The sequence below is a fragment of the Duganella flavida genome, from assembly GCF_009857445.1.
GTDB classification, from domain to species: domain Bacteria; phylum Pseudomonadota; class Gammaproteobacteria; order Burkholderiales; family Burkholderiaceae_D; genus Rugamonas; species Rugamonas flavida.
The window spans coordinates 470,478-488,716 of record NZ_WWCN01000001.1; the positions used below are offsets into that span (position 1 = coordinate 470,478).

Below are 18,239 nucleotides of genomic sequence, written 5' to 3' on the forward strand. Positions count from 1 at the left end.
ATTATGACCAGCATCCCAAGAATACCACGCAGCGATGCCGAATCACCAGTCCGGAAGGCGGATTTGCGGAAGCAGTTGCTGGCGGCGCGCCGCACCATCAGCAGCGATACGCGCGCAGCGTGGGACCGCGCCATCGGCATGCAGGTGATTGAATGGTGGAAGGCGGAGCAGCCGTCAGCGCTGGGCGTCTACTGGCCGCTGCGCGATGAACCAGATCTGCACTCAGCCTACGCTGAACTGGAGCGCCTCGGCGCGCGCCTGCTGCTGCCGGTGGTAGTGCAAAAAGATACGGCACTGGAGTTTGCCGACTGGCGCATCGGCGAAGAGATGGTGAAGGATGCAATGGGGGTGGCCGTGCCGGCCGAATTGCGCTTGCAGGCCGCGTATCCGCCGGCGCTGCTGGTGCCGTGTTTGGGTTTTAATCCGCTAGGCTACCGTCTTGGCTATGGCGGCGGTTTCTACGACCGCACCTTGGCGCGCTACGAACCGCGCCCGCAAACACTGGGCATTGCTTACCAGTGCTTGCAGGCGCCGTTCGACAACGATGATCATGATGTGGCGTTGGACCGCATCATCACCGAAGCTTAGACCAGGCGTTGCCACAGCGCGGTGGTTGCCGCGGCCTGGTTCATGCTGTAGAAGTGCAGGCCAGGTGCGCCGCCTTGCAGCAGGCGTTCGCACAAGCCGGTGACCACGTCGAGGCCAAAGGCCTTGATCGAGGCGCTGTCGTCGCCGAAGCTGGCCAGCTTCAGTCGCACCCAGCGCGGAATCTCGGCGCCGCACATATCCGAGAAGCGCATCAGCTGCGTGTAGTTCGTGATCGGCATAATGCCGGCTACGATAGGCACGTTGATGCCCATCTTGGTGGTCTGCTCGACGAACTGGAAGTAGGCATCGGCATTGTAGAAGTACTGGGTGATCGCCGCATTGGCGCCGGCCTTCACTTTACGCTCAAACGCCAGCAGGTCGTCTTGCGGCGACTTGGCTTGCGGGTGCACTTCCGGATAGGCCGCCACTTCGATGTGGAACCAGTCGCCGGTCTCCTGGCGGATGAATTCCACCAGCTCATTCGCATAACGGAACTCGCCCGCTGCGCCGTAGCCGCTCGGCAGGTCGCCACGCAGCGCGACAATGCGCTTGATGTTGTGCGCCTTGAACTCGGTGAGAATCTCGCGGATCGAATCGCGCGTACCGCCCACACAGGACAGGTGCGGTGCGGCGTCTTCGCCGGCGGCGAGGATTTCAACTACGGTGTCCAGCGTGCCGCGCTGCGTGGTGCCGCCGGCGCCGAAGGTCACGGAAAAATATTTTGGTTTGAGCTCGGACAGCTTGGCGCGCGTGACGCGCAGCTTCTCCGCGCCTTCCGCCGTTTTCGGCGGAAAGAATTCGATACTGAAGTTAGGATTGTCCATCTGGGTTCTTCAAAAGTAAGGTCGACAAAGCCCAGGAAATCACGCTGTACAACAATGCGCCGCCGACGGCCGACAGGAAGCTGTCGACATGGAAGCCATCCACCCATTGCGCCACCAGCCAGAACATGAAGCCGTTGACGATGAAGATGAACAGGCCCAGTGACACCAGCGTCACCGGTAAGGTCAGCAGGAGCAGGACGGGACGTATCAGCGTATTGACCAGGCCCAGTACAAGAGCCGCGACGAGGGCTGCGCCTATGCTTGTGACATCGACGGAATGCATCAGGTAAGGCACTGCCAGCAAGGCAACTGCATTGATTAACCAGGTAAGGACCAAACGCATATAAGAGACTCGCTGCAATAGTAGTCATTCCCGCGCAGGCGGGAATCCATACGGAGCATGGACTCCCGCTTGCGCGGGAGCGACGGTGGTTTTAGTAACGGTAGTGGTCTGGCTTGTACGGACCTGCTTGCGTCACGCCGATGTAGGCCGCTTGCTCTTCGGTCAGCACGGTCAGTTGCGCGTTCAGTTTTTTCAACTGCAGGCGCGCGACTTTTTCGTCCAGATGCTTAGGCAGTACGTACACGCCGACTGGATACTTGTCGGTGTTGGCGTACAGTTCGATCTGGGCGATGGTCTGGTTAGCGAACGACGACGACATCACGTACGAAGGGTGGCCAGTGCCGCAACCCAGGTTCACCAGACGGCCTTCAGCCAGCAGGATGATGCGCTTACCCGATGGGAAGATCACGTGGTCAACCTGTGGCTTGATGTTCTCCCAGGTGTACTTCTTCAACGCGGCGACATCGATCTCGTTGTCGAAGTGGCCGATGTTGCAGACGATGGCCTGGTCCTTCATCTTCAGGATGTGCTCTTCGGTCAGGATGTGATAGTTGCCGGTGCAGGTGACGAAGATGTCGCCGTGTTCTGCGGCGTAATCCATGGTCACCACGCGGTAGCCTTCCATCGCAGCTTGCAGGGCGCAGATCGGATCGATCTCGGTGACCCATACTTGTGCCGACAGGGCGCGCATGGCTTGGGCCGAGCCCTTGCCGACGTCACCATAACCAGCAATCACGGCGATCTTACCGGCGATCATCACGTCGGTAGCGCGCTTGATGCCGTCGACCAGCGATTCGCGGCAGCCATACAGGTTGTCGAATTTCGATTTGGTGACGGAGTCGTTGACGTTAATTGCCGGGAAGGCCAGCTTGCCTTCTTTGTGCATCTGGTACAGGCGGTGCACGCCGGTGGTGGTTTCTTCGGTCACGCCCAGGATGTGCGGCAGGCGCTTCGAGTACCACAATGGGTCTTTGGCCAGGTGGGTCTTGATGGCGTTGAACAGGCAGATTTCTTCTTCCGAGCCAGGGGCGGCCAGGACCGAGATATCTTTTTCAGCGCGGGCGCCCAGGTGCAGCAGCAGGGTTGCGTCGCCGCCGTCGTCCAGGATCATGTTCGAGTAGACCGGGTTGCCCGATGCGTCGGCTGGCCATTCGAAGATGCGGTGGGTGTAGTCCCAGTATTCATCCAGGGTTTCGCCTTTGATCGCGAACACCGGGGTACCAGCGGCGGCGATGGCGGCTGCCGCGTGGTCCTGGGTCGAGTAGATATTGCACGAAGCCCAGCGCACGTCGGCGCCCAGCGCTTCCAGCGTCTGGATCAGCACTGCGGTCTGGATGGTCATGTGCAGCGAACCGGTAATGCGCGCGCCTTTCAGCGGCTGGGCCGCGGCGAATTCTTCGCGGATGGCCATCAGGCCAGGCATTTCGGTTTCGGCAATCTTGATTTCTTTGTTACCCCATGGCGCCAGCGAGATATCGGCGACCAGGTAGTCTTGAGCGGTTTTGAGTACGGCGTTCATCACGCCCTCCTTTCATGTGTTGAAAAAAGTAACGTGAGCGCGGTTGGGGATCTCCGAGCCTGGCGAATCAAGTCCGTCGCAGCGCTCCTCGGAACGCGCATTTTAGCATCGTTAAGTTCGGATAGCGACAAATTCCGCCCGTTTGCGCCAGCGCAGACGGTCGCCGGCGGTATCGGCCTATATTGAGATTTTTGTCCGCGAGACCATCATGGCCATCGATCCACGCGATGCGATCTGGAACGAAACCCACAACCTGCTATACCTCGCCTCCTACGCCCTGGAACTCAAAGCCGCCCTGTTGATACGCTGGGTATGGCTGGACAGCATCACCAAGATCACTGTCGCCATTTCCTCCGGCGGCGCAGCGTTGGCAGGACTCGTATTCTGGAAAAATAGCGACTATACTTTTCTATGGCCGATGTTCACGTCAGCTAGCGCTCTGCTCGCCATCATCTCGAAGCAATTATCCGTCGCAGAGAAACTTCAGGCACACGCGACGTCTGCGGGCAGCTTGAGCGCTCTGACCATCGATATTGAGTCACTGATCGTCAGAATGAAAATTAACGCCGACTTTTCAATCGCGGAGTTCGAAAAAAAACTGCTAGGCTTCCGAGGAAAATACGGCATAGAAGTGAGCAAGTTTCCATTTGACCTGCTGCTGACACAAGGCTTGCGTGTCAGGACGCAGATGGCCGTGAACCGGGCGCTTGGCCCACAAGCAAAGGAAGAATCATGATTTTTAAAGACGATCTGGAACGCAGGTATATGCCCCCCAACCCCATCCCAAAGCCGCCAGCACGGCCTAAATGACAACGCCCCGGAATCCGGGGCGTTGGTGTTTTTAACTACGGCAGAGCTTGATTACTTCAGGCCGGCGGCGGCGCGCAGAATCGCGGCTTTGTCGGTGCGTTCCCAGGTGAACTCTGGCTCTTCGCGGCCGAAGTGGCCATACGCTGCGGTCTTGGCGTAGATCGGACGCAGCAGGTCCAGCATCAGCACGATGCCTTTCGGACGCAGGTCGAAGTGTTCCATCACCAACTGGGCGATTTTCTCGTCCGGGATCACGCCGGTACCTTCGGTATAGACGGTGATGTTGATCGGACGTGCCACGCCAATCGCGTACGACACTTGCACCTGGCACTGGCGCGCCAGGCCAGCGGCCACCACGTTCTTGGCGACGTAACGCGCAGCGTAGGCAGCCGAACGGTCAACCTTCGATGGATCCTTGCCCGAGAACGCGCCGCCACCGTGCGGCGAGGCACCGCCGTAGGTGTCAACGATGATCTTGCGGCCGGTCAGGCCGCAGTCGCCCTGTGGACCGCCGATAACGAAACGGCCGGTCGGGTTGACCAGGTATTTGGTGTCTTGCAGCCATTCCTTCGGCAGCACCGGCTTGATGATTTCTTCGATGACGGCTTCTTCAATCGCCTTGTGCTGCATCTCCGGCGCGTGCTGGGTCGACAGCACCACGGTGTCCACCGCGACCGGACGGCCGTTCACGTAGCGCAGGGTGACCTGCGATTTCGCATCCGGACGCAGCCATGGCAGACGGCCATCCTTGCGCAGCTGCGACTGGCGCTCGACCAGGCGGTGCGCGTAGTGGATGGCGGCTGGCATCAGCTCGGCGGTCTCGTCGCAAGCGTAGCCGAACATCAGGCCTTGGTCGCCAGCGCCCTGGTCCAGATCGATACCGGCGCCTTCGTCCACGCCCTGGGCGATGTCCGGCGACTGCTTGTCGTAGGCGACCAGTACCGCGCAACCACGGTAGTCGATACCGTAGTCGGTGTTGTCGTAACCGATACGCTTGATGGTTTCGCGCGCAACTTGAATATAATCGACGTTGGCGTGGGTGGTGATTTCACCGGCCAGCACGACCAGACCGGTGTTGCACAGCGTTTCAGCGGCTACACGGGCTTTCGGATCCTGGGCCAGAATCGCATCGAGGATAGCGTCGGAAATTTGGTCAGCTACCTTGTCTGGGTGACCTTCCGAGACGGATTCAGAGGTGAAAAGATAATCATTAGACATCGCAAGCTCCTGATATGGTTTGAAAAAATACGGTCGCATACCAACACGGCTTGCGACGCTTTAGCGACATTTATATCCCGCGACGCAAGTTGTCATTAACTCAGCGGCTACTACTTAACGTGGTATTTTACGCTTTTTTAAAAAAACTTGCTTCCAATACAGGCAGAACCCACCCATGCTGGTACCGATTTTCCGTTTTTTGTCGATTTTCCCTCTGCCACTCCTGCATGCCGCCGGCGCTGCGCTGGGCTGGATTGTGTACTGGGCCTCGCCCTCCTATCGCCGCCGCATGCGCGACAATATGCGCCAGGCCGGCGTCGCTGAGCACTTGAATGCGGCCGTGGCCGAAGCCGGCAAGAGCATCATCGAGCTGCCTTTCATCTGGTGCGCCGATCCGGCCCGCGTGTCGCGCCACGCCACGCTGGAAAACTGGGAGCTGGTGCAATCCGAGCTGGACGCAGGACGCGGCATCGTCTTCATGACACCACACCTGGGCTGCTTTGAAATCGTAGCACAGGAAATCGCCCTGCGCACCGAGCTGATGGTGATGTACCGCCCGCCGAAAAAAGAAGCGCTGAAGCCGCTGATCGAAGGCGCGCGCGCGCGCAAGAACCTGCTGCTGGCGCCGGCCACCATGTCGGGCGTGCGCATGCTGGCCAAGTTCCTCAAGAAAGGCCAGCCAGTCGGCGTGCTGCCGGACCAGGTGCCGCAGGAAGGCGAAGGCGTATGGGCCACCTTCTTCGGCCGCGCCGCCTACACCATGACGCTGCCGGCCAAGCTGGCCCAGTTGGGCGACGCCACCGTCATCATCACCTACGCCGAGCGTCTGCCGAACGGACGCGGCTATGTGGTACGCTTCGTGCCCTTTGACGGGACGCTGGACGGCGACAGCGCCGCCCAGGCGCAAGCGATCAACCACGCCATGGAGCGCCTGATCGTGCGCAGCCCGTCGCAATATTACTGGAGCTATAACCGCTACAAGGTGCCGCATGGCATTGAAGCACCAGCGGCGGCCCAAGCGAAGGATCACGCATGAAACTGATGTTGGGATTGATGTGGCTGCTGCACTGGCTGCCACTACCGCTGCTGGGCCGCTTCGGCGATGCCGTCGGCAGCTTGTTGTTTGTATTGCTGCGGTCGCGCCGCCACATCGCGCTGACCAATCTGCGCCTGTGCATGCCGGAACTGACCGAGGCTGAGCGCGTCGATATCGCACGCCGCCATTTCCAGTCGTACTCGCGCAGTGTGTGGGAACGCGCGGTGCTGTGGTGGGCCTCGGAAGCGCGACTGAAACGCCTGATCACCATCGATCCGGACGGCGTCATCCCGGTGGCAGCAATGACCGAGAAACCGACCATCCTGCTGTGCCCGCACTTCGTCTGCCTCGACGTGGCCGGCGCCGCCATCGCCATGGAAGCCAGCGCTTCCTCGATGTATGTGACCCAGAAAAACGCCGCCTTTGACCAGGTACTGCGCGCCGGCCGCGCACGCTTCAAGCCGGTGAAATTGTTCACCCGCCAGGACGGCATCAAGCCCATCCTGCGCGCGCTGCGTGACAAGCTGCCTTACTTCATGCTGCCGGATATGGATTTCGGCGAGAAGGATGCCGAGTTCGTTCCCTTCTTTGGCATCCAGGCCGCCACGCTGACCGCCACCGCCCGCATCGCTGCCACCACCGGCGCGCAAGTGATGCCGGTGATCGCCACCTTCCTGCCGAATTACCAGGGATGGCGTGTGAAATTCTACCCAGTGTGGGACAATTACCCAGGTGAGGACATGGTGGCCGCCACCCGCCGCATGAACCAGTTCATCGAGGAACGCGTGCGCGAAGCGCCGGCCGAATATTTCTGGACTCACAAACGCTTCAAGACGCGCCCGAATGGCGAGCCTTCGCTGTACAGCAAACACTAAACCGCCCATGAAACTGAAATTCACCAAAATGCACGGCGCCGGCAATGACTTCGTTGTGATCGACGGCGTCAACCAGCACATCGACTTCACGCCAGCGCAGTGGAAGCTGCTGGGCGACCGCCGCTTCGGCGTTGGCGCCGACCAGATCCTGCTGGTGGAAAAGCCTACCGAAGAAGGCTGCGATTTCCGCTATCGCATCTTCAACGCCGACGGCGGCGAAGTGGAACAGTGCGGCAACGGTTCGCGTGCGTTCGTGAAATTCGTTTCTGAGAAAGGCCTGACCGAAAAGCGCAGCATTACCGTGCAAACCAAGGCCGGCGTGATTGCGCCGCGCCTGGAAGCTAACGGCAGCATCACGGTCGATATGGGCGCCCCCATCCTGGAACCGGGCCGCGTGCCGTTCGATGCGGAAGGCTTGCACGGCGAGCAGCAAGGCCGCGACACGCTGTGGCCGCTGGTGCTGGAACTGGGCGGCGCGCGCGAGAGCGTGCTGGTGTCGGCCGTGTCGATGGGCAACCCACATGCGGTGCAGGTGGTGGATGATGTCGAGACCGCGCCGGTTGAGCTGACCGGGCCGCTGATCGAGCATCACGCGCGCTTCCCGAACCGCGTCAACGCCGGCTTCATGCAAGTCCTCAACCGCCAGCACGTGAAGCTGCGCGTGTTCGAGCGCGGCGTCGGCGAAACGCTGGCGTGCGGCACCGGCGCTTGCGCGGCCGCCGTGGCCGGCATCCGCCGCGGCTTGCTGGACAGCCCGGTGCGCGTCGATGCGCGCGGCGGCCAGCTGTCGATTACGTGGGAAGGCGAAGGCCAGCCAGTCTTGCTGACCGGCCCGGCAGTGACGGTATTTGAAGGCGAGATGGAGATTTAAGCAGCAGCCAGCAGCTCGTCCGGCAACCAGGTCTTGAGCCGGTAGAGGCGCTGGCGATAATTGCCTTCCAGCCCATCGGGGCCGCTGTCTATCGATTCAAACAGCCGCACGATGCGGTCCAGCGCCTGCCGCTCGCGCGCCGTGCGCAGCAGCACCAGCCGGCGCTTGCTGCGGCCGTAGCTGGCGCGGATATCCACCACCAGGCAATGGCCTTGATCGGCCGCTTTCACATCCAGCAGCAAGGCTTCCGCCCGGCTCAGGCCGAACAGCGCGGCCAGCTCCAGCCGCGCCGCCAGCAAGGGCTGGCTTTCCAATAATTCCCGCGTCAGGCAAGCGACGATGCTGGCAATCCAGCCGGCTTCCTTGGGCTCGGCCGCCACCCGCGCCAGCGCCGCTTCCGCGTCATCGCAGCCTTGCGCCGCCGCCTTTTGCAGCCAGTAGGCGGCGCGCACGTCGCTGTGCTCGTCGGTGCGGCGGTTGCGCCAGGCGTACATGCCGCATTCCAGCTGGGCGCCGCAGTGGCCCATCTCGGCCGCGCGGTCCAGGTAGCTTTGCGCCTCAGCCACGCAGCGCTGCGAAAACTCCGGTTTCAAATAAATCCGCGACAGCGCAAACCACGCTTCGGCCAGCCCCTGCTCGCCGGCCAGCGTCAGCCAGCGGATGGCGCGCTTGAAGTTGACGGCGGCGATGCCCACACTCTGGCGCTTGCCGTCGCCATCCATGCGCGCAAACCACAAGCCCAGCGCCAGCTGGGCGTTGCGGTCGCCACCGTAGGCCGCCAGTTCGCGGCATTGTTGCAAATCAGCGTCGGTATCGGATGGCGCCAGCAGCTCGGCGCAGCGCGCCAGCAACAGCAATTGCGACGGACCGGGAAGCCAGTCTCCGAGACGCGCCGCTTCGGCGTCGGCCGGCGCTGCGGCGAGCAGGTGGCGCAGCGCCGGACGGGTTTGCGCCAGAAAGACGGCGTGATCCTGCTGCCACAGCTGTTCCAGCCGTGCATATTCATGCGTAGGAATGAGATTGTCGGCATGCCGCAGCGGCTGCGGCAGTGGCCGCGCCGCAGGCCGCGCGCTGCGTGGCGCGGACGCCGACTGCGCTACCGGCAACGACGGCTCCAGCGCCAGTTGCGCCAGCACCATCCCGGCTTCTTCGATGCCGGCGTCATGGGCGCGTTCATACCAGCGCAGCACGTCCGGCAAGCTGTATTGGGCAATTTCCGAGGGGATGTGACTGCCGATCAGGCGCCAGGCTTCGTCCAGCTCTTGCTGGGCGGCACGGCTGAGCCAGTGCAGCGCGGTCGGCATATTGCGCGGCAAGCCAGCACCGCCGAACAAGTACAACTTGCCCAGCGCCAGCTGGCAGTCCGCGTCTCCCGCGCGGGCGCCCCGTATGATCCCTAACTCTTCTCGATTAGCCATCGTCTCTGTGTTATGTGCGGACCTGTTTGTATTCTAGTGTAGCGTGCCATCTGCGCCACACCCTAGACATATATGCACGCCGCTTTGATCTGGCACAAGCGCTGCCCCCCTCCCTCGCCTGTACGCTAGAGCTGTTTTAGTGCCCGGATGAAAGCAATTCATGCTGAAACCGGCAGATATAACGCGCCTGACAAGCGTTTCAAAAATACAACAAGAAGCCGGGGTTCTGCGGCTTTCGACCAAAACACAAGGTCACAATCGACCATTCCAGCGCAATTGAACCGACGAGCAATTAAGGTTCTAGCAACCGGCGGTCACGCAGCGGCGGGGATGAGAAATACACTTATAAAGGAATAACAAATGAAGAAATCTTTGTTGGCTCTGGCACTCATGGGCGCAGTTTCCGTCGTCCAGGCGCAATCGTCCGTGACCATTTATGGCACGGTGGATGCGGGTGTTTCACGGCGCACGGATACCGATGTGACCGCTGTCGGTAAACGCGACAACAACAAACTGGGCTTCCGTGGCGTGGAAGACCTGGGCAGCGGCCTGAAAGCCCTGTTCCAACTGGAAATCCGCTACGAGCCGGACACCGGCGTGATCGAAAATACCGTGCGCCCGCTGTTCCAGGGCCAGAGCCGGGTGGGCCTGCAGGGTGACTTCGGCACCGTCCGCCTGGGCCGTGGCCTGACCGCCTTCCAGGAAACCAGCACCTTCTACGAACCGTGGTCGGGCATGCCCGCCGTGGCCGGCTACCAGACCGACCTGCAAGTGGCCGGCTACACCTCCGACCCGCTGAGCGTGGCCGGTAACTCGCTGAACCGCTTCTCCAACGCCGTGTTCTACAACACGCCTGTCATCGGCGGCATCTTCCAGCTGAACGTCACGGTGGCCACCAAGGAAGCCAACAACAACCCGCTGATCATCGGCCGCGGCACCGCCGCCGCGCCGCAATTCCCGGCCAACTCGATGGCGCCGGTGAACCCGTACTCGGTCAGCGCCACCATCGGCCAGGGCCCGGTCTCGGCCTACGCCGCCTATGAGCGCAATGGCGTGTCGACCAAGCTGTGGTCGATCGGTGCCTACTTCAAGCCGATTCCCGACCTGAAACTGATGGGCTCCTACCAGCGCCAGGACCAGGACTACAGCGTGCCGATCAATCCGATCACCAAGGCATGGCTGATCGGCGCCAACTACAACGTTGGCCTGGGCATGATCCGCGCCGGCTTCGGCCAGAAAACGCCGGACAATGTACTGAACCTGGCTACCATTGCCAAGACCAAGCAATTCTCGCTCGGCTACGACTACAACCTGTCGCCGCGCACCTACCTGTACGTGGACGGCGTGCGCAAGAAAATTACGCCTGCCGCCACCTTCAATTACTACAGCGTGGGGATTCACCACAACTTCTAAACGGCGCAGTCGGCAAGAACTGCCAGCGTGAGTTGGGGAATGACGGGCATGGGTCCACCATGCCCGTTTTTTTTCGTTTAGAATTGCACACCAACCCTGCCATAGCTAAAGTACCTCGATGACCGCTCCTCTGGATTCCACACTCGTCGCACAATTCCTGACCGACAATCCGCAGTTCTTTGAAGAGCATGCTGACTTGCTGGGGGAAATCAAACTGTCCAGTCCCCTGACCGGCCGCGCCGTCTCGCTGCAAGAACGCCAGATGGAAGTGTTGCGCGACAAATACAAAACGCTGGAACTGCGCATGAGCAACCTGATGCGCCTGGCCTCGGAAAACGAAGCCATCGCCAACAAGTTCCACCGCTGGACCCAGGTCCTGCTGCAATCGGAAGACATCGGCTCGATGCCGCACGCCGTCGCCGGCGGCCTGAAAACCGCGTTCGACGTGCCGCAAGCCACGCTGCGCATCTGGAACACCGCGCCTGACTACCAGGATGAATGGTTCGTCAAAGGCGTGTCGGAAGATGCGCGCATCTTCGCCAATAGCCTGCTGGCCCCGTACTGCGGCGCCAACAAGGACTTCGAAGCGGTGCGCTGGCTGGACGATCCGTCGGCCGTGGTGTCGACCGTCATCATCCCGCTGCGCAAGGCGGGCGACAAGCAAGCCTTCGGCCTGCTGATCATGGGCTCGCAAGACGCCAACCGCTTCACCTCGCTGATGGCCACCGACTTCCTGGTCCACATCGGCGAAACCTCCAGCACCGCGCTGGCCTGGCTGCTGGCCTGAGGCCTGACACCATGAGCGACGCTCCAGACAGCAAGCTGGCCTGGATCGACGCTTACCTGGCCCACCTGAAAGGCGTGCGCCAGCTGTCGGCGCACACCACCGCAGCCTACGCGCGTGATTTGCAGGCGCTTGCGACGCTGTCCGGCGCGGTCGACTGGGTCAGCATCGACCAGCACGCCATCCGCCGCCTGACCGCCAAGCTGCACGCGCAAGAACTCGATCCCCGTTCGATTGCCCGCAAGCTGTCCAGCTGGCGCGGCTTTTTCAACTGGCTCAGCGAGCAGACGCCGCTGGCGGCCAACCCGGTACAAGGCGTGCGTGCGCCCAAGCGCGCCAAGACCTTGCCGCGCGCGCTGTCGGTGGACGACGCCGTGCAACTGGTCGCACCGTCCCGTCCCAGCGCCGGCAACTCGCCCGAACCGGCCGAGCTGTGCAACCGCGCCATGTTCGAGCTGCTGTATTCGAGCGGCTTGCGGGTATCGGAACTGGCCGGTCTCGATGTCACGCCGGCCAAGGACAGCCTCGGCTGGGTGGAAGCCGGCAACCACGAAGTCACGGTGACCGGCAAAGGCAACAAACGCCGCACGGTGCCAGTCGGCACGGCCGCACTGGAAGCCCTGCAAGCCTGGCTGGCGGTGCGCCCGGCGCCGGCCGACGGCAGCAACGCCCTGTTCCTGAGCGCGCGCGGGACCCGCGTGTCGCCGCGCGTGATCCAGCAGCGGCTGCAGACCCACGGCGTGGCCAATGGCGCGCCGGTGCACGTGCATCCGCACATGCTGCGCCACTCGTTTGCCTCGCACGTGCTGCAATCCTCGGGCGATTTACGGGCGGTGCAGGAAATGCTGGGCCATTCCAGCATCAGCTCGACGCAGGTCTACACCGCGCTGGACTTCCAGCACTTGGCCGAGGTCTACGACAAAGCCCATCCACGCGCTAAACTAAAGTAAATTCCGGCATAATCAGCCGCTTGTATTCACGCATTTTGAAAAGAACCACATGGCCATGATTCCCACCACCATCCTCACCGGCTTCCTCGGCGCCGGCAAGACCACCCTGCTCAACCGCATCCTGCAGGAAGATCACGGCATGCGCATTGCTGTGATCGAAAACGAATTCGGCCAGGAAAATATCGACAATGAAATCCTGGTGCAGGACACCGGCGAGCAAATCGTGGAAATGAACAACGGCTGCATCTGCTGCACCGTGCGTGGCGATTTGATCGTAGCGCTGGGCAACCTGGCGCAAAAGCGCGAAGCCGGCGAAATCCAGTTCGACCGCGTGGTGATCGAAACCACCGGTCTGGCCAATCCAGGCCCGGTGGCGCAGACCTTCTTCGTCGACGAGGAAGTGGGCACTCACTACATGCTTGACGCCGTGGTTACCGTAGTCGATGCCCGCCACGCCATGGACCAGCTGGACCAGAACGAGGAAGCCCAGCGCCAGGTCGGTTTCGCCGACAAGCTGCTGCTGTCCAAGACCGACCTGGTGACGCCGGAACAACTGGCCGTGCTGACCGCCCGCCTGAGCCGCATCAACCCGCGCGCACCGATCAGCAAATCCGATTTCGGCCGTGCCCCGATCAGCGAAGTGCTGGACCTGAAAGGCTTCAACCTCAACGACAAGCTGGAGCTCGATCCAGACTTCCTGCTGACCGAGCAGACGCACGAGGAAGGCCATGTGCATGACGAGCACTGCGGCCACGAGCACCATCACCAGCATGACCACGAACATGAGCATGGTGAGCACTGCGACCATCACGACCACCACCACGGCCACCACAGCGACGACATCGCCGCCTTTGTGTTCAAGAGCAACCGCCCGTTCGACACCGCCAAGCTGGACGAGTTCCTCGGCGGCCTGGTCAATGTCTACGGTCCTCGCATGCTGCGCTACAAAGGCGTATTGTTCATGCAGGACGCTGATCGCAAGGTAGTATTCCAGGGTGTGCACCAGATCATGGGCAGCGACCTCGGCGCCAAATGGGGAGAAAACGACGTTCGTGGCAGCAAAATGGTATTTATTGGCAAAAATCTGCCCAAAGACATCTTTATTAGCGGTTTAGAACAATGTCTGGTATAAACTATCCGGGTTTTACAAATCCGGGCTGATTAATGTTCCCACTCTGTCGTATCGAAGGTAAGCGAAGTTATGACCAAAACTAATAAATCGACCCCCGCAGCCGCTGAGCGCATCCTGACCGAAGAAGAAATTCTGAAGATGGACGACAAGGATTACATGAATCCTGCACAGATGGCTTTCTTCAAGGCGAAGCTGCAGTTGCTGGAAAAAGAGCTGCTGAAAAACGCCGGCGAAACCACCGAACACCTGCGCGAAACCGTGCTGGTGCCGGATCCGGCCGACCGCGCCACCATCGAAGAAGAGCACGCGCTGGAACTGCGCACCCGTGACCGCGAGCGCAAGCTGCTGAAAAAAGTTCAGCAGTCGATCGTGGCAATCGACAACAACGACTACGGCTGGTGCGAAGAAACCGGCGAGCCGATCGGCATTCCACGCCTGATCGCCCGTCCGACCGCGACCCTGTCGCTGGAAGCCCAGCAGCGCCGCGAACTGAAGCAAAAGCTGTACGGCGACTAATCCCGCCGGTTCCACAAAAAAGCACGCGCCTGACCCCGCGTGCTTTTTTTACGGCTACACTATGCTGCTATGGGATTGTTTTCTATCTTCAAGAAAGCCGACACGCTGCCGCCGCTCACCGACGATGAGCAGGCGCGGCTGGCCGCCAATAGCGAAGCCGAGCGCCAGAGCCAGGCCGCGCGCCAACGCGAGATCGCCCGTGCCACGGCGATGAAAATAGACGCCATCGAATCGGCCATGGCGGCTGACATTTTCAATTTGCCGGAACCAGCCTGGGGCAGCCAGCGGCCGCCGCGCCCGCAGCGAGAAGCCGGCAATGACGATGACCTCGGCGACATCGCCACCACCCTGCTGCTGGCCGACGAAGCGCTGCCGCTGGCCAGCGCCGACGACAACGCCCCGGCAGTGGAAGAAATCGCCATCCTGTACGCCAATGGCCAAAGCGCGGTGGCGCAGCAGATGCTGGCCGAGGCCGTCGCCGCTACCAGCGGTAGCAACGGCGACCGCAGCGCCTGGTGGATGCTGTTCGACTTGTATCAAGTCAGCGGCCAGCAGGACGCTTTCGACAACCTGTCGATCGACTACGCCAGCACGTTCGAAACCTCGCCGCCGCCATGGCACGCGCCCTCGGCCGCCACATCGAGCTGGGCCGGCCTGACTCCGACCGAATCCTTCAGCGGCGTGCTGGGCCCGCACATCGCGCCGCAGCTGGAGCGCCTGCGCCAGCTGGCCGGCGACAATCCCGTGCTGCGGCTGGAATTCACCCGGGTGGCGGCGGTGAGCGCCGACGGTGCGGTGCTGCTGCTGGACACGCTGCGCCAGCTGCAACAACAGCAGCGCGAGCTGATCCTGGTGGGCGCCGCCGCGCTGACGGCGCAAATCCGCAGCAGCCTGACCATCGGCCGCCGCGACGAGGGCGAGGCGGTCTGGCTGCTGTTGCTGGAACTGCTGCAGCTGCAAAACCGCGAGAAGGAATTCGAGCAGCTCAGCATGGATTACTGCGTGACGTTTGAAGTGTCGCCGCCCTCGTTCACGCCGCCGCACAAGGTGGCCATGGCACCGGCGCAACACCTGCCAGCCGCGCCCGACCGCTTCATGTTGCCGCCGATCATAGAACATCAACTTGGCGCTTTACTGCCGGCCATCCAGCAGTATGCTGGGCAGTATCCAGCGCTGGTGTTCGACTGCTCGCGCCTGACGCGCATCGACTATGCTTGCGCCATTCAGCTACACTCTGCATTGCAGGAACTGGCCGCCGGCACAGAGGGCCGCAAGATTGCCTTCCGCGACGTCAATCATCTGGTCACCGCGCTGCTGCGATTGCTGGGCTACGCCAACCTGGCAAGAATCTATCCCCACAAGTACTGACTTGCATTTTTAGTTTCCAGCCCCACTTTTCAGTCTTGAGGCAGTCTGCATCATTACTTTGAGGTCACTATGGAACAATTTCACGGCACCACCATCCTGTGCGTGCGCCGCGGCAAGCAAGTCGCGCTGGGCGGCGACGGCCAGGTAACGCTGGGCAATATCGTCATGAAGGGCACGGCCCGCAAGGTGCGCAAGGTCTACCAGGGCAAAGTCCTGGTCGGTTTCGCCGGCGGCACCGCCGACGCCTTTACCCTGCTCGACCGCTTCGAAGGCAAGCTGGAAAAACACCAGGGCAACCTGCTGCGCGCTTCGGTCGAACTGGCCAAGGACTGGCGCACCGACCGCGTGCTGCGCCGCCTGGAAGCGATGCTGCTGGTGGCGGATGCCGAGTCCACGCTGGTGATCACCGGCAACGGCGACGTGCTGGAGCCAGAAGACGGCGTCGGCGCCATCGGCTCGGGCGGCAGCTACGCCCAGTCGGCCGCCAAGGCGCTGGTAGAGAACACGGAACTGTCGCCGTCGGAGGTGGTCAAAAAATCGCTGACCATTGCCGGGGAGCTGTGCATCTACACCAATATGAACCACATCATTGAGACACTGGATCCAGCATGAATATGACCCCACAAGAAATCGTCGGTGAACTCGACAAGCACGTGGTTGGCCAGGGCAAGGCCAAGAAGGCGGTCGCCATCGCGCTGCGCAACCGCTGGCGCCGCCAGCAGGTGGAAGAACCGCTGCGCCATGAAATCACGCCGAAGAACATCCTGATGATCGGGCCAACCGGTGTCGGCAAGACCGAGATCGCGCGCCGTCTGGCCAAGCTGGCTGGTGCGCCGTTCATCAAGATTGAAGCCACCAAGTTCACCGAAGTCGGCTATGTCGGCCGCGATGTGGACACCATCATCCGCGACCTGGTTGATATCGGCGTCAAGCAGACCCGCCAGGCCGAAATGGCCAAGGTACGCACCCGCGCCGAAGAAGCCGCCGAAGACCGCGTGCTCGATATCCTGCTGCCACCGGCGCGCGATTTCGGCTTCACGCCGTCGGGCTCGGAAGCGCCGAAGGATGACGCTACCCGCCAGACCTTCCGCAAGCGCCTGCGCCAAGGCGAGTTGGACGACAAGGAAATCGAAATCGAACTGGCCGAAGCTGGTCCGCAAATGGAAATCATGGCGCCGCCCGGCATGGAAGAAATGACCGAGCAGATCAAGTCCATGTTCTCCGGCATCGGCTCACAGCGCAAGAAGGCGCGCAAGGTCAAGATCAAGGAAGCCATGAAGTTCCTGGTGGAGGAAGAAGCCGCCAAGCTGGTCAACGAAGATGAGATGAAGCAGAAGGCCATCCAGAACGTTGAACAGAACGGCATTGTGTTCCTTGACGAGATCGACAAGATCGCCTCGCGTTCGGAAGTGGGCGGCGCCGACGTCTCGCGCGCCGGCGTGCAGCGCGACCTGCTGCCGCTGGTGGAAGGTACCACCGTCAACACCAAGTACGGCATGATCAAGACTGACCACATCCTGTTCATTGCCTCGGGCGCGTTCCACCTGGCCAAGCCGTCGGACCTGATTCCCGAGCTGCAGGGCCGCTTCCCGATCCGCGTCGAACTGGAGTCGTTGTCGATCGCCGATTTCGAACGCATCCTGACCAGCACTGACGCTTGCCTGACCAAGCAGTACGAAGCCTTGCTGTCGACCGAGGATGTGAAGATCGAATTTGCGCCGGAAGGCATCAACCGCCTGGCGGAGATCGCCTACTCGGTCAACGAACGCACTGAAAACATCGGCGCCCGCCGTTTGTACACGGTGATGGAGAAGCTGCTGGAAGAGCTGTCCTTCACGGCCAGCGAGGAAAGCGGCAAGACCATCGTGATCGATGCCGCCTATGTGAATACACGCCTGGATGCGCTGGCGGTCAACGAAGACCTGTCACGCTACGTGCTGTAACCGCGAGCTGTAAAAAACCTTCGGCGGGCGCCGGTCGTGGCGCCCGCTCTCCGGTTAAAAGTTGTAACGCAAGCCGGTGCCCAGCGTCGGCTTGGTGTTCTTTTCGTATGGGTTCAGCTTGATCGGCATATAGCTCACGTCGACCGTCAGCGACACATTCGGATTCAGCTTGTAGGCCACACCCACGCCTGCCGTCAGGCCGGGGTGATCGTAGGGGTGGCTCTGGGCGGCATAGCGGAAGCTGGTGGTGGCCCGAGCGTAGTTGGCGCCCAGCCGGCTGGTCAGCGACCAATTGTCATCCAGCTTGAGCGCGGTGGTCCAGTTCAGGCCCACGCCGCTGGCGCGCACCGCGTCGCCGCCGTAGTAACCAAAGTCATTCATCCGGACCAGCTTGGTCTCCGTCCCCAGCGTGAACACCATCAACTCCAACGCATGCGTTTGCGGCAGGCCGAACAGCGTATTGCTGCCGAAGTTGTAGCCGGCGTAGGCGCGCACCAGGCTGCTGTTGTTGCTGAATTGCGTGCCGACGTCGGCGCCCACATAGGCCGGCGACTGGTCGGCGCCGAACACACTGCCGCAGGCTGCGGCGATCATCATGGCGCACAACGCCTTCATCTTGTTCAACATCTTT

General features: G+C 61.5%; 19 protein-coding genes and 1 riboswitch. Of the genes, 13 read left to right on the plus strand and 6 right to left on the minus strand.

Going from position 1 to position 18,239, the window contains the following annotated elements:
• The first annotated feature begins 63 nt into the window (after positions 1-63).
• Positions 64-588, plus strand: a complete 525-nt coding sequence (locus GTP46_RS01975; protein ID WP_229258759.1) for a 5-formyltetrahydrofolate cyclo-ligase — start codon at positions 64-66, stop codon at positions 586-588.
• On the opposite strand, the gene metF is transcribed toward GTP46_RS01975, so the two are convergent.
• The 3 genes from metF to ahcY all read right to left on the minus strand — a co-directional run bounded on the left by metF (position 585) and on the right by ahcY (position 3,274).
• A complete protein-coding gene (gene metF, locus GTP46_RS01980; protein WP_161004932.1) occupies positions 585-1,412 on the minus strand; it encodes a methylenetetrahydrofolate reductase [NAD(P)H] in 828 nt (275 codons plus the stop codon). The two genes, GTP46_RS01975 and metF, sit on opposite strands and share 4 nt — an antisense overlap.
• Positions 1,399-1,755 (minus strand): phage holin family protein, encoded by a 357-nt coding sequence (locus GTP46_RS01985; RefSeq protein ID WP_161004933.1) that lies wholly within the window; start codon positions 1,753-1,755, stop codon positions 1,399-1,401. The genes metF and GTP46_RS01985 overlap by 14 nt, the downstream gene beginning before the upstream one ends.
• Before the next feature lie 91 nt (positions 1,756-1,846).
• Positions 1,847-3,274, minus strand: coding sequence for an adenosylhomocysteinase (gene ahcY, locus GTP46_RS01990; protein ID WP_161004934.1), 1,428 nt, complete (start codon positions 3,272-3,274; stop codon positions 1,847-1,849).
• Positions 3,275-3,302: 28 nt separating this feature from the next.
• Positions 3,303-3,370: riboswitch (S-adenosyl-L-homocysteine riboswitch) on the minus strand.
• A gap of 112 nt (positions 3,371-3,482) precedes the next feature.
• On the opposite strand from ahcY, the gene GTP46_RS01995 reads away from it, so the two are divergent.
• Positions 3,483-4,010 carry a hypothetical protein gene (locus GTP46_RS01995; RefSeq protein ID WP_161004935.1) on the plus strand — a complete coding sequence of 176 codons (528 nt, stop codon included), beginning with the start codon at positions 3,483-3,485 and terminating at the stop codon, positions 4,008-4,010.
• Positions 4,011-4,135: 125 nt separating this feature from the next.
• Here GTP46_RS01995 and metK read toward each other — a convergent pair whose 3' ends face one another.
• Positions 4,136-5,302, minus strand: coding sequence for a methionine adenosyltransferase (gene metK, locus GTP46_RS02000; protein ID WP_161004936.1), 1,167 nt, complete (start codon positions 5,300-5,302; stop codon positions 4,136-4,138).
• A 175-nt stretch (positions 5,303-5,477) separates the two neighbouring features.
• Between metK and GTP46_RS02005 the strand changes: the two genes are divergently transcribed.
• From GTP46_RS02005 to dapF, 3 genes are read left to right on the plus strand one after another with little or no spacing between them, the layout of a single operon-like run.
• Positions 5,478-6,338 carry a lysophospholipid acyltransferase family protein gene (locus GTP46_RS02005; RefSeq protein ID WP_161004937.1) on the plus strand — a complete coding sequence of 287 codons (861 nt, stop codon included), beginning with the start codon at positions 5,478-5,480 and terminating at the stop codon, positions 6,336-6,338.
• Positions 6,335-7,213 carry an LpxL/LpxP family acyltransferase gene (locus GTP46_RS02010; protein ID WP_161004938.1) on the plus strand — a complete coding sequence of 293 codons (879 nt, stop codon included), beginning with the start codon at positions 6,335-6,337 and terminating at the stop codon, positions 7,211-7,213. The genes GTP46_RS02005 and GTP46_RS02010 overlap by 4 nt, the downstream gene beginning before the upstream one ends.
• Positions 7,214-7,220: 7 nt before the next feature.
• Complete coding sequence (gene dapF / locus GTP46_RS02015) at positions 7,221-8,084, plus strand: diaminopimelate epimerase (protein WP_161004939.1); 864 nt, start codon at positions 7,221-7,223, stop codon at positions 8,082-8,084.
• On the opposite strand, the gene GTP46_RS02020 is transcribed toward dapF, so the two are convergent.
• Positions 8,081-9,502 carry a tetratricopeptide repeat protein gene (locus tag GTP46_RS02020; RefSeq protein WP_161004940.1) on the minus strand — a complete coding sequence of 474 codons (1,422 nt, stop codon included), beginning with the start codon at positions 9,500-9,502 and terminating at the stop codon, positions 8,081-8,083. The two genes, dapF and GTP46_RS02020, sit on opposite strands and share 4 nt — an antisense overlap.
• A 360-nt stretch (positions 9,503-9,862) precedes the next feature.
• On the opposite strand from GTP46_RS02020, the gene GTP46_RS02025 reads away from it, so the two are divergent.
• The 8 genes from GTP46_RS02025 (at position 9,863) to hslU (ending at position 17,608) form a co-directional block, all read left to right on the plus strand.
• Positions 9,863-10,915 carry a porin gene (locus GTP46_RS02025; RefSeq protein ID WP_161004941.1) on the plus strand — a complete coding sequence of 351 codons (1,053 nt, stop codon included), beginning with the start codon at positions 9,863-9,865 and terminating at the stop codon, positions 10,913-10,915.
• A gap of 118 nt (positions 10,916-11,033) precedes the next feature.
• A complete protein-coding gene (locus tag GTP46_RS02030) occupies positions 11,034-11,702 on the plus strand; it encodes a DUF484 family protein (protein ID WP_161004942.1) in 669 nt (222 codons plus the stop codon).
• Between the two features lie 11 nt (positions 11,703-11,713).
• Positions 11,714-12,649, plus strand: a complete 936-nt coding sequence (locus GTP46_RS02035; RefSeq protein WP_161004943.1) for a tyrosine recombinase XerC — start codon at positions 11,714-11,716, stop codon at positions 12,647-12,649.
• A 49-nt stretch (positions 12,650-12,698) separates the two neighbouring features.
• The gene (locus GTP46_RS02040) at positions 12,699-13,781 is read left to right on the plus strand and encodes a CobW family GTP-binding protein (RefSeq protein ID WP_161004944.1); all 1,083 of its coding nucleotides are present in this window, start codon (positions 12,699-12,701) and stop codon (positions 13,779-13,781) included.
• Between the two features lie 69 nt (positions 13,782-13,850).
• Positions 13,851-14,297 carry an RNA polymerase-binding protein DksA gene (gene dksA / locus GTP46_RS02045; protein WP_161004945.1) on the plus strand — a complete coding sequence of 149 codons (447 nt, stop codon included), beginning with the start codon at positions 13,851-13,853 and terminating at the stop codon, positions 14,295-14,297.
• A 69-nt stretch (positions 14,298-14,366) separates the two neighbouring features.
• The gene (locus tag GTP46_RS02050; RefSeq protein WP_161004946.1) at positions 14,367-15,665 is read left to right on the plus strand and encodes an STAS domain-containing protein; all 1,299 of its coding nucleotides are present in this window, start codon (positions 14,367-14,369) and stop codon (positions 15,663-15,665) included.
• 69 nt (positions 15,666-15,734) lie between these two features.
• Positions 15,735-16,277, plus strand: a complete 543-nt coding sequence (gene hslV / locus GTP46_RS02055; protein ID WP_161004947.1) for an ATP-dependent protease subunit HslV — start codon at positions 15,735-15,737, stop codon at positions 16,275-16,277.
• Positions 16,274-17,608, plus strand: coding sequence for an ATP-dependent protease ATPase subunit HslU (gene hslU, locus GTP46_RS02060; RefSeq protein WP_161004948.1), 1,335 nt, complete (start codon positions 16,274-16,276; stop codon positions 17,606-17,608). Before hslV ends, hslU begins: the two co-directional genes overlap by 4 nt.
• A 54-nt stretch (positions 17,609-17,662) precedes the next feature.
• Here hslU and GTP46_RS02065 read toward each other — a convergent pair whose 3' ends face one another.
• The gene (locus GTP46_RS02065) at positions 17,663-18,235 is read right to left on the minus strand and encodes an outer membrane beta-barrel protein (protein WP_161004949.1); all 573 of its coding nucleotides are present in this window, start codon (positions 18,233-18,235) and stop codon (positions 17,663-17,665) included.
• Positions 18,236-18,239: the final 4 nt, after the last annotated feature.

Bases quoted from the DNA above. Each gene is read 5' to 3' on its own strand.
- GTP46_RS01995 (WP_161004935.1), top strand. From the start codon at position 3,483: ATGGCCATCGATCCACGCGATGCGATCTGGAACGAAACCCACAACCTG.
- dksA (WP_161004945.1), top strand. From the start codon at position 13,851: ATGACCAAAACTAATAAATCGACCCCCGCAGCCGCTGAGCGCATCCTG.
- GTP46_RS02020 (WP_161004940.1), bottom strand. From the start codon at position 9,502: ATGGCTAATCGAGAAGAGTTAGGGATCATACGGGGCGCCCGCGCGGGA.
- GTP46_RS02010 (WP_161004938.1), top strand. From the start codon at position 6,335: ATGAAACTGATGTTGGGATTGATGTGGCTGCTGCACTGGCTGCCACTA.
- GTP46_RS02030 (WP_161004942.1), top strand. From the start codon at position 11,034: ATGACCGCTCCTCTGGATTCCACACTCGTCGCACAATTCCTGACCGAC.
- GTP46_RS02040 (WP_161004944.1), top strand. From the start codon at position 12,699: ATGGCCATGATTCCCACCACCATCCTCACCGGCTTCCTCGGCGCCGGC.
- GTP46_RS01985 (WP_161004933.1), bottom strand. From the start codon at position 1,755: ATGCGTTTGGTCCTTACCTGGTTAATCAATGCAGTTGCCTTGCTGGCA.
- dapF (WP_161004939.1), top strand. From the start codon at position 7,221: ATGAAACTGAAATTCACCAAAATGCACGGCGCCGGCAATGACTTCGTT.
- metK (WP_161004936.1), bottom strand. From the start codon at position 5,302: ATGTCTAATGATTATCTTTTCACCTCTGAATCCGTCTCGGAAGGTCAC.
- metF (WP_161004932.1), bottom strand. From the start codon at position 1,412: ATGGACAATCCTAACTTCAGTATCGAATTCTTTCCGCCGAAAACGGCG.
- ahcY (WP_161004934.1), bottom strand. From the start codon at position 3,274: ATGAACGCCGTACTCAAAACCGCTCAAGACTACCTGGTCGCCGATATC.
- hslV (WP_161004947.1), top strand. From the start codon at position 15,735: ATGGAACAATTTCACGGCACCACCATCCTGTGCGTGCGCCGCGGCAAG.
- GTP46_RS02005 (WP_161004937.1), top strand. From the start codon at position 5,478: ATGCTGGTACCGATTTTCCGTTTTTTGTCGATTTTCCCTCTGCCACTC.
- GTP46_RS02035 (WP_161004943.1), top strand. From the start codon at position 11,714: ATGAGCGACGCTCCAGACAGCAAGCTGGCCTGGATCGACGCTTACCTG.
- GTP46_RS02025 (WP_161004941.1), top strand. From the start codon at position 9,863: ATGAAGAAATCTTTGTTGGCTCTGGCACTCATGGGCGCAGTTTCCGTC.
- GTP46_RS02065 (WP_161004949.1), bottom strand. From the start codon at position 18,235: ATGTTGAACAAGATGAAGGCGTTGTGCGCCATGATGATCGCCGCAGCC.
- hslU (WP_161004948.1), top strand. From the start codon at position 16,274: ATGAATATGACCCCACAAGAAATCGTCGGTGAACTCGACAAGCACGTG.
- GTP46_RS02050 (WP_161004946.1), top strand. From the start codon at position 14,367: ATGGGATTGTTTTCTATCTTCAAGAAAGCCGACACGCTGCCGCCGCTC.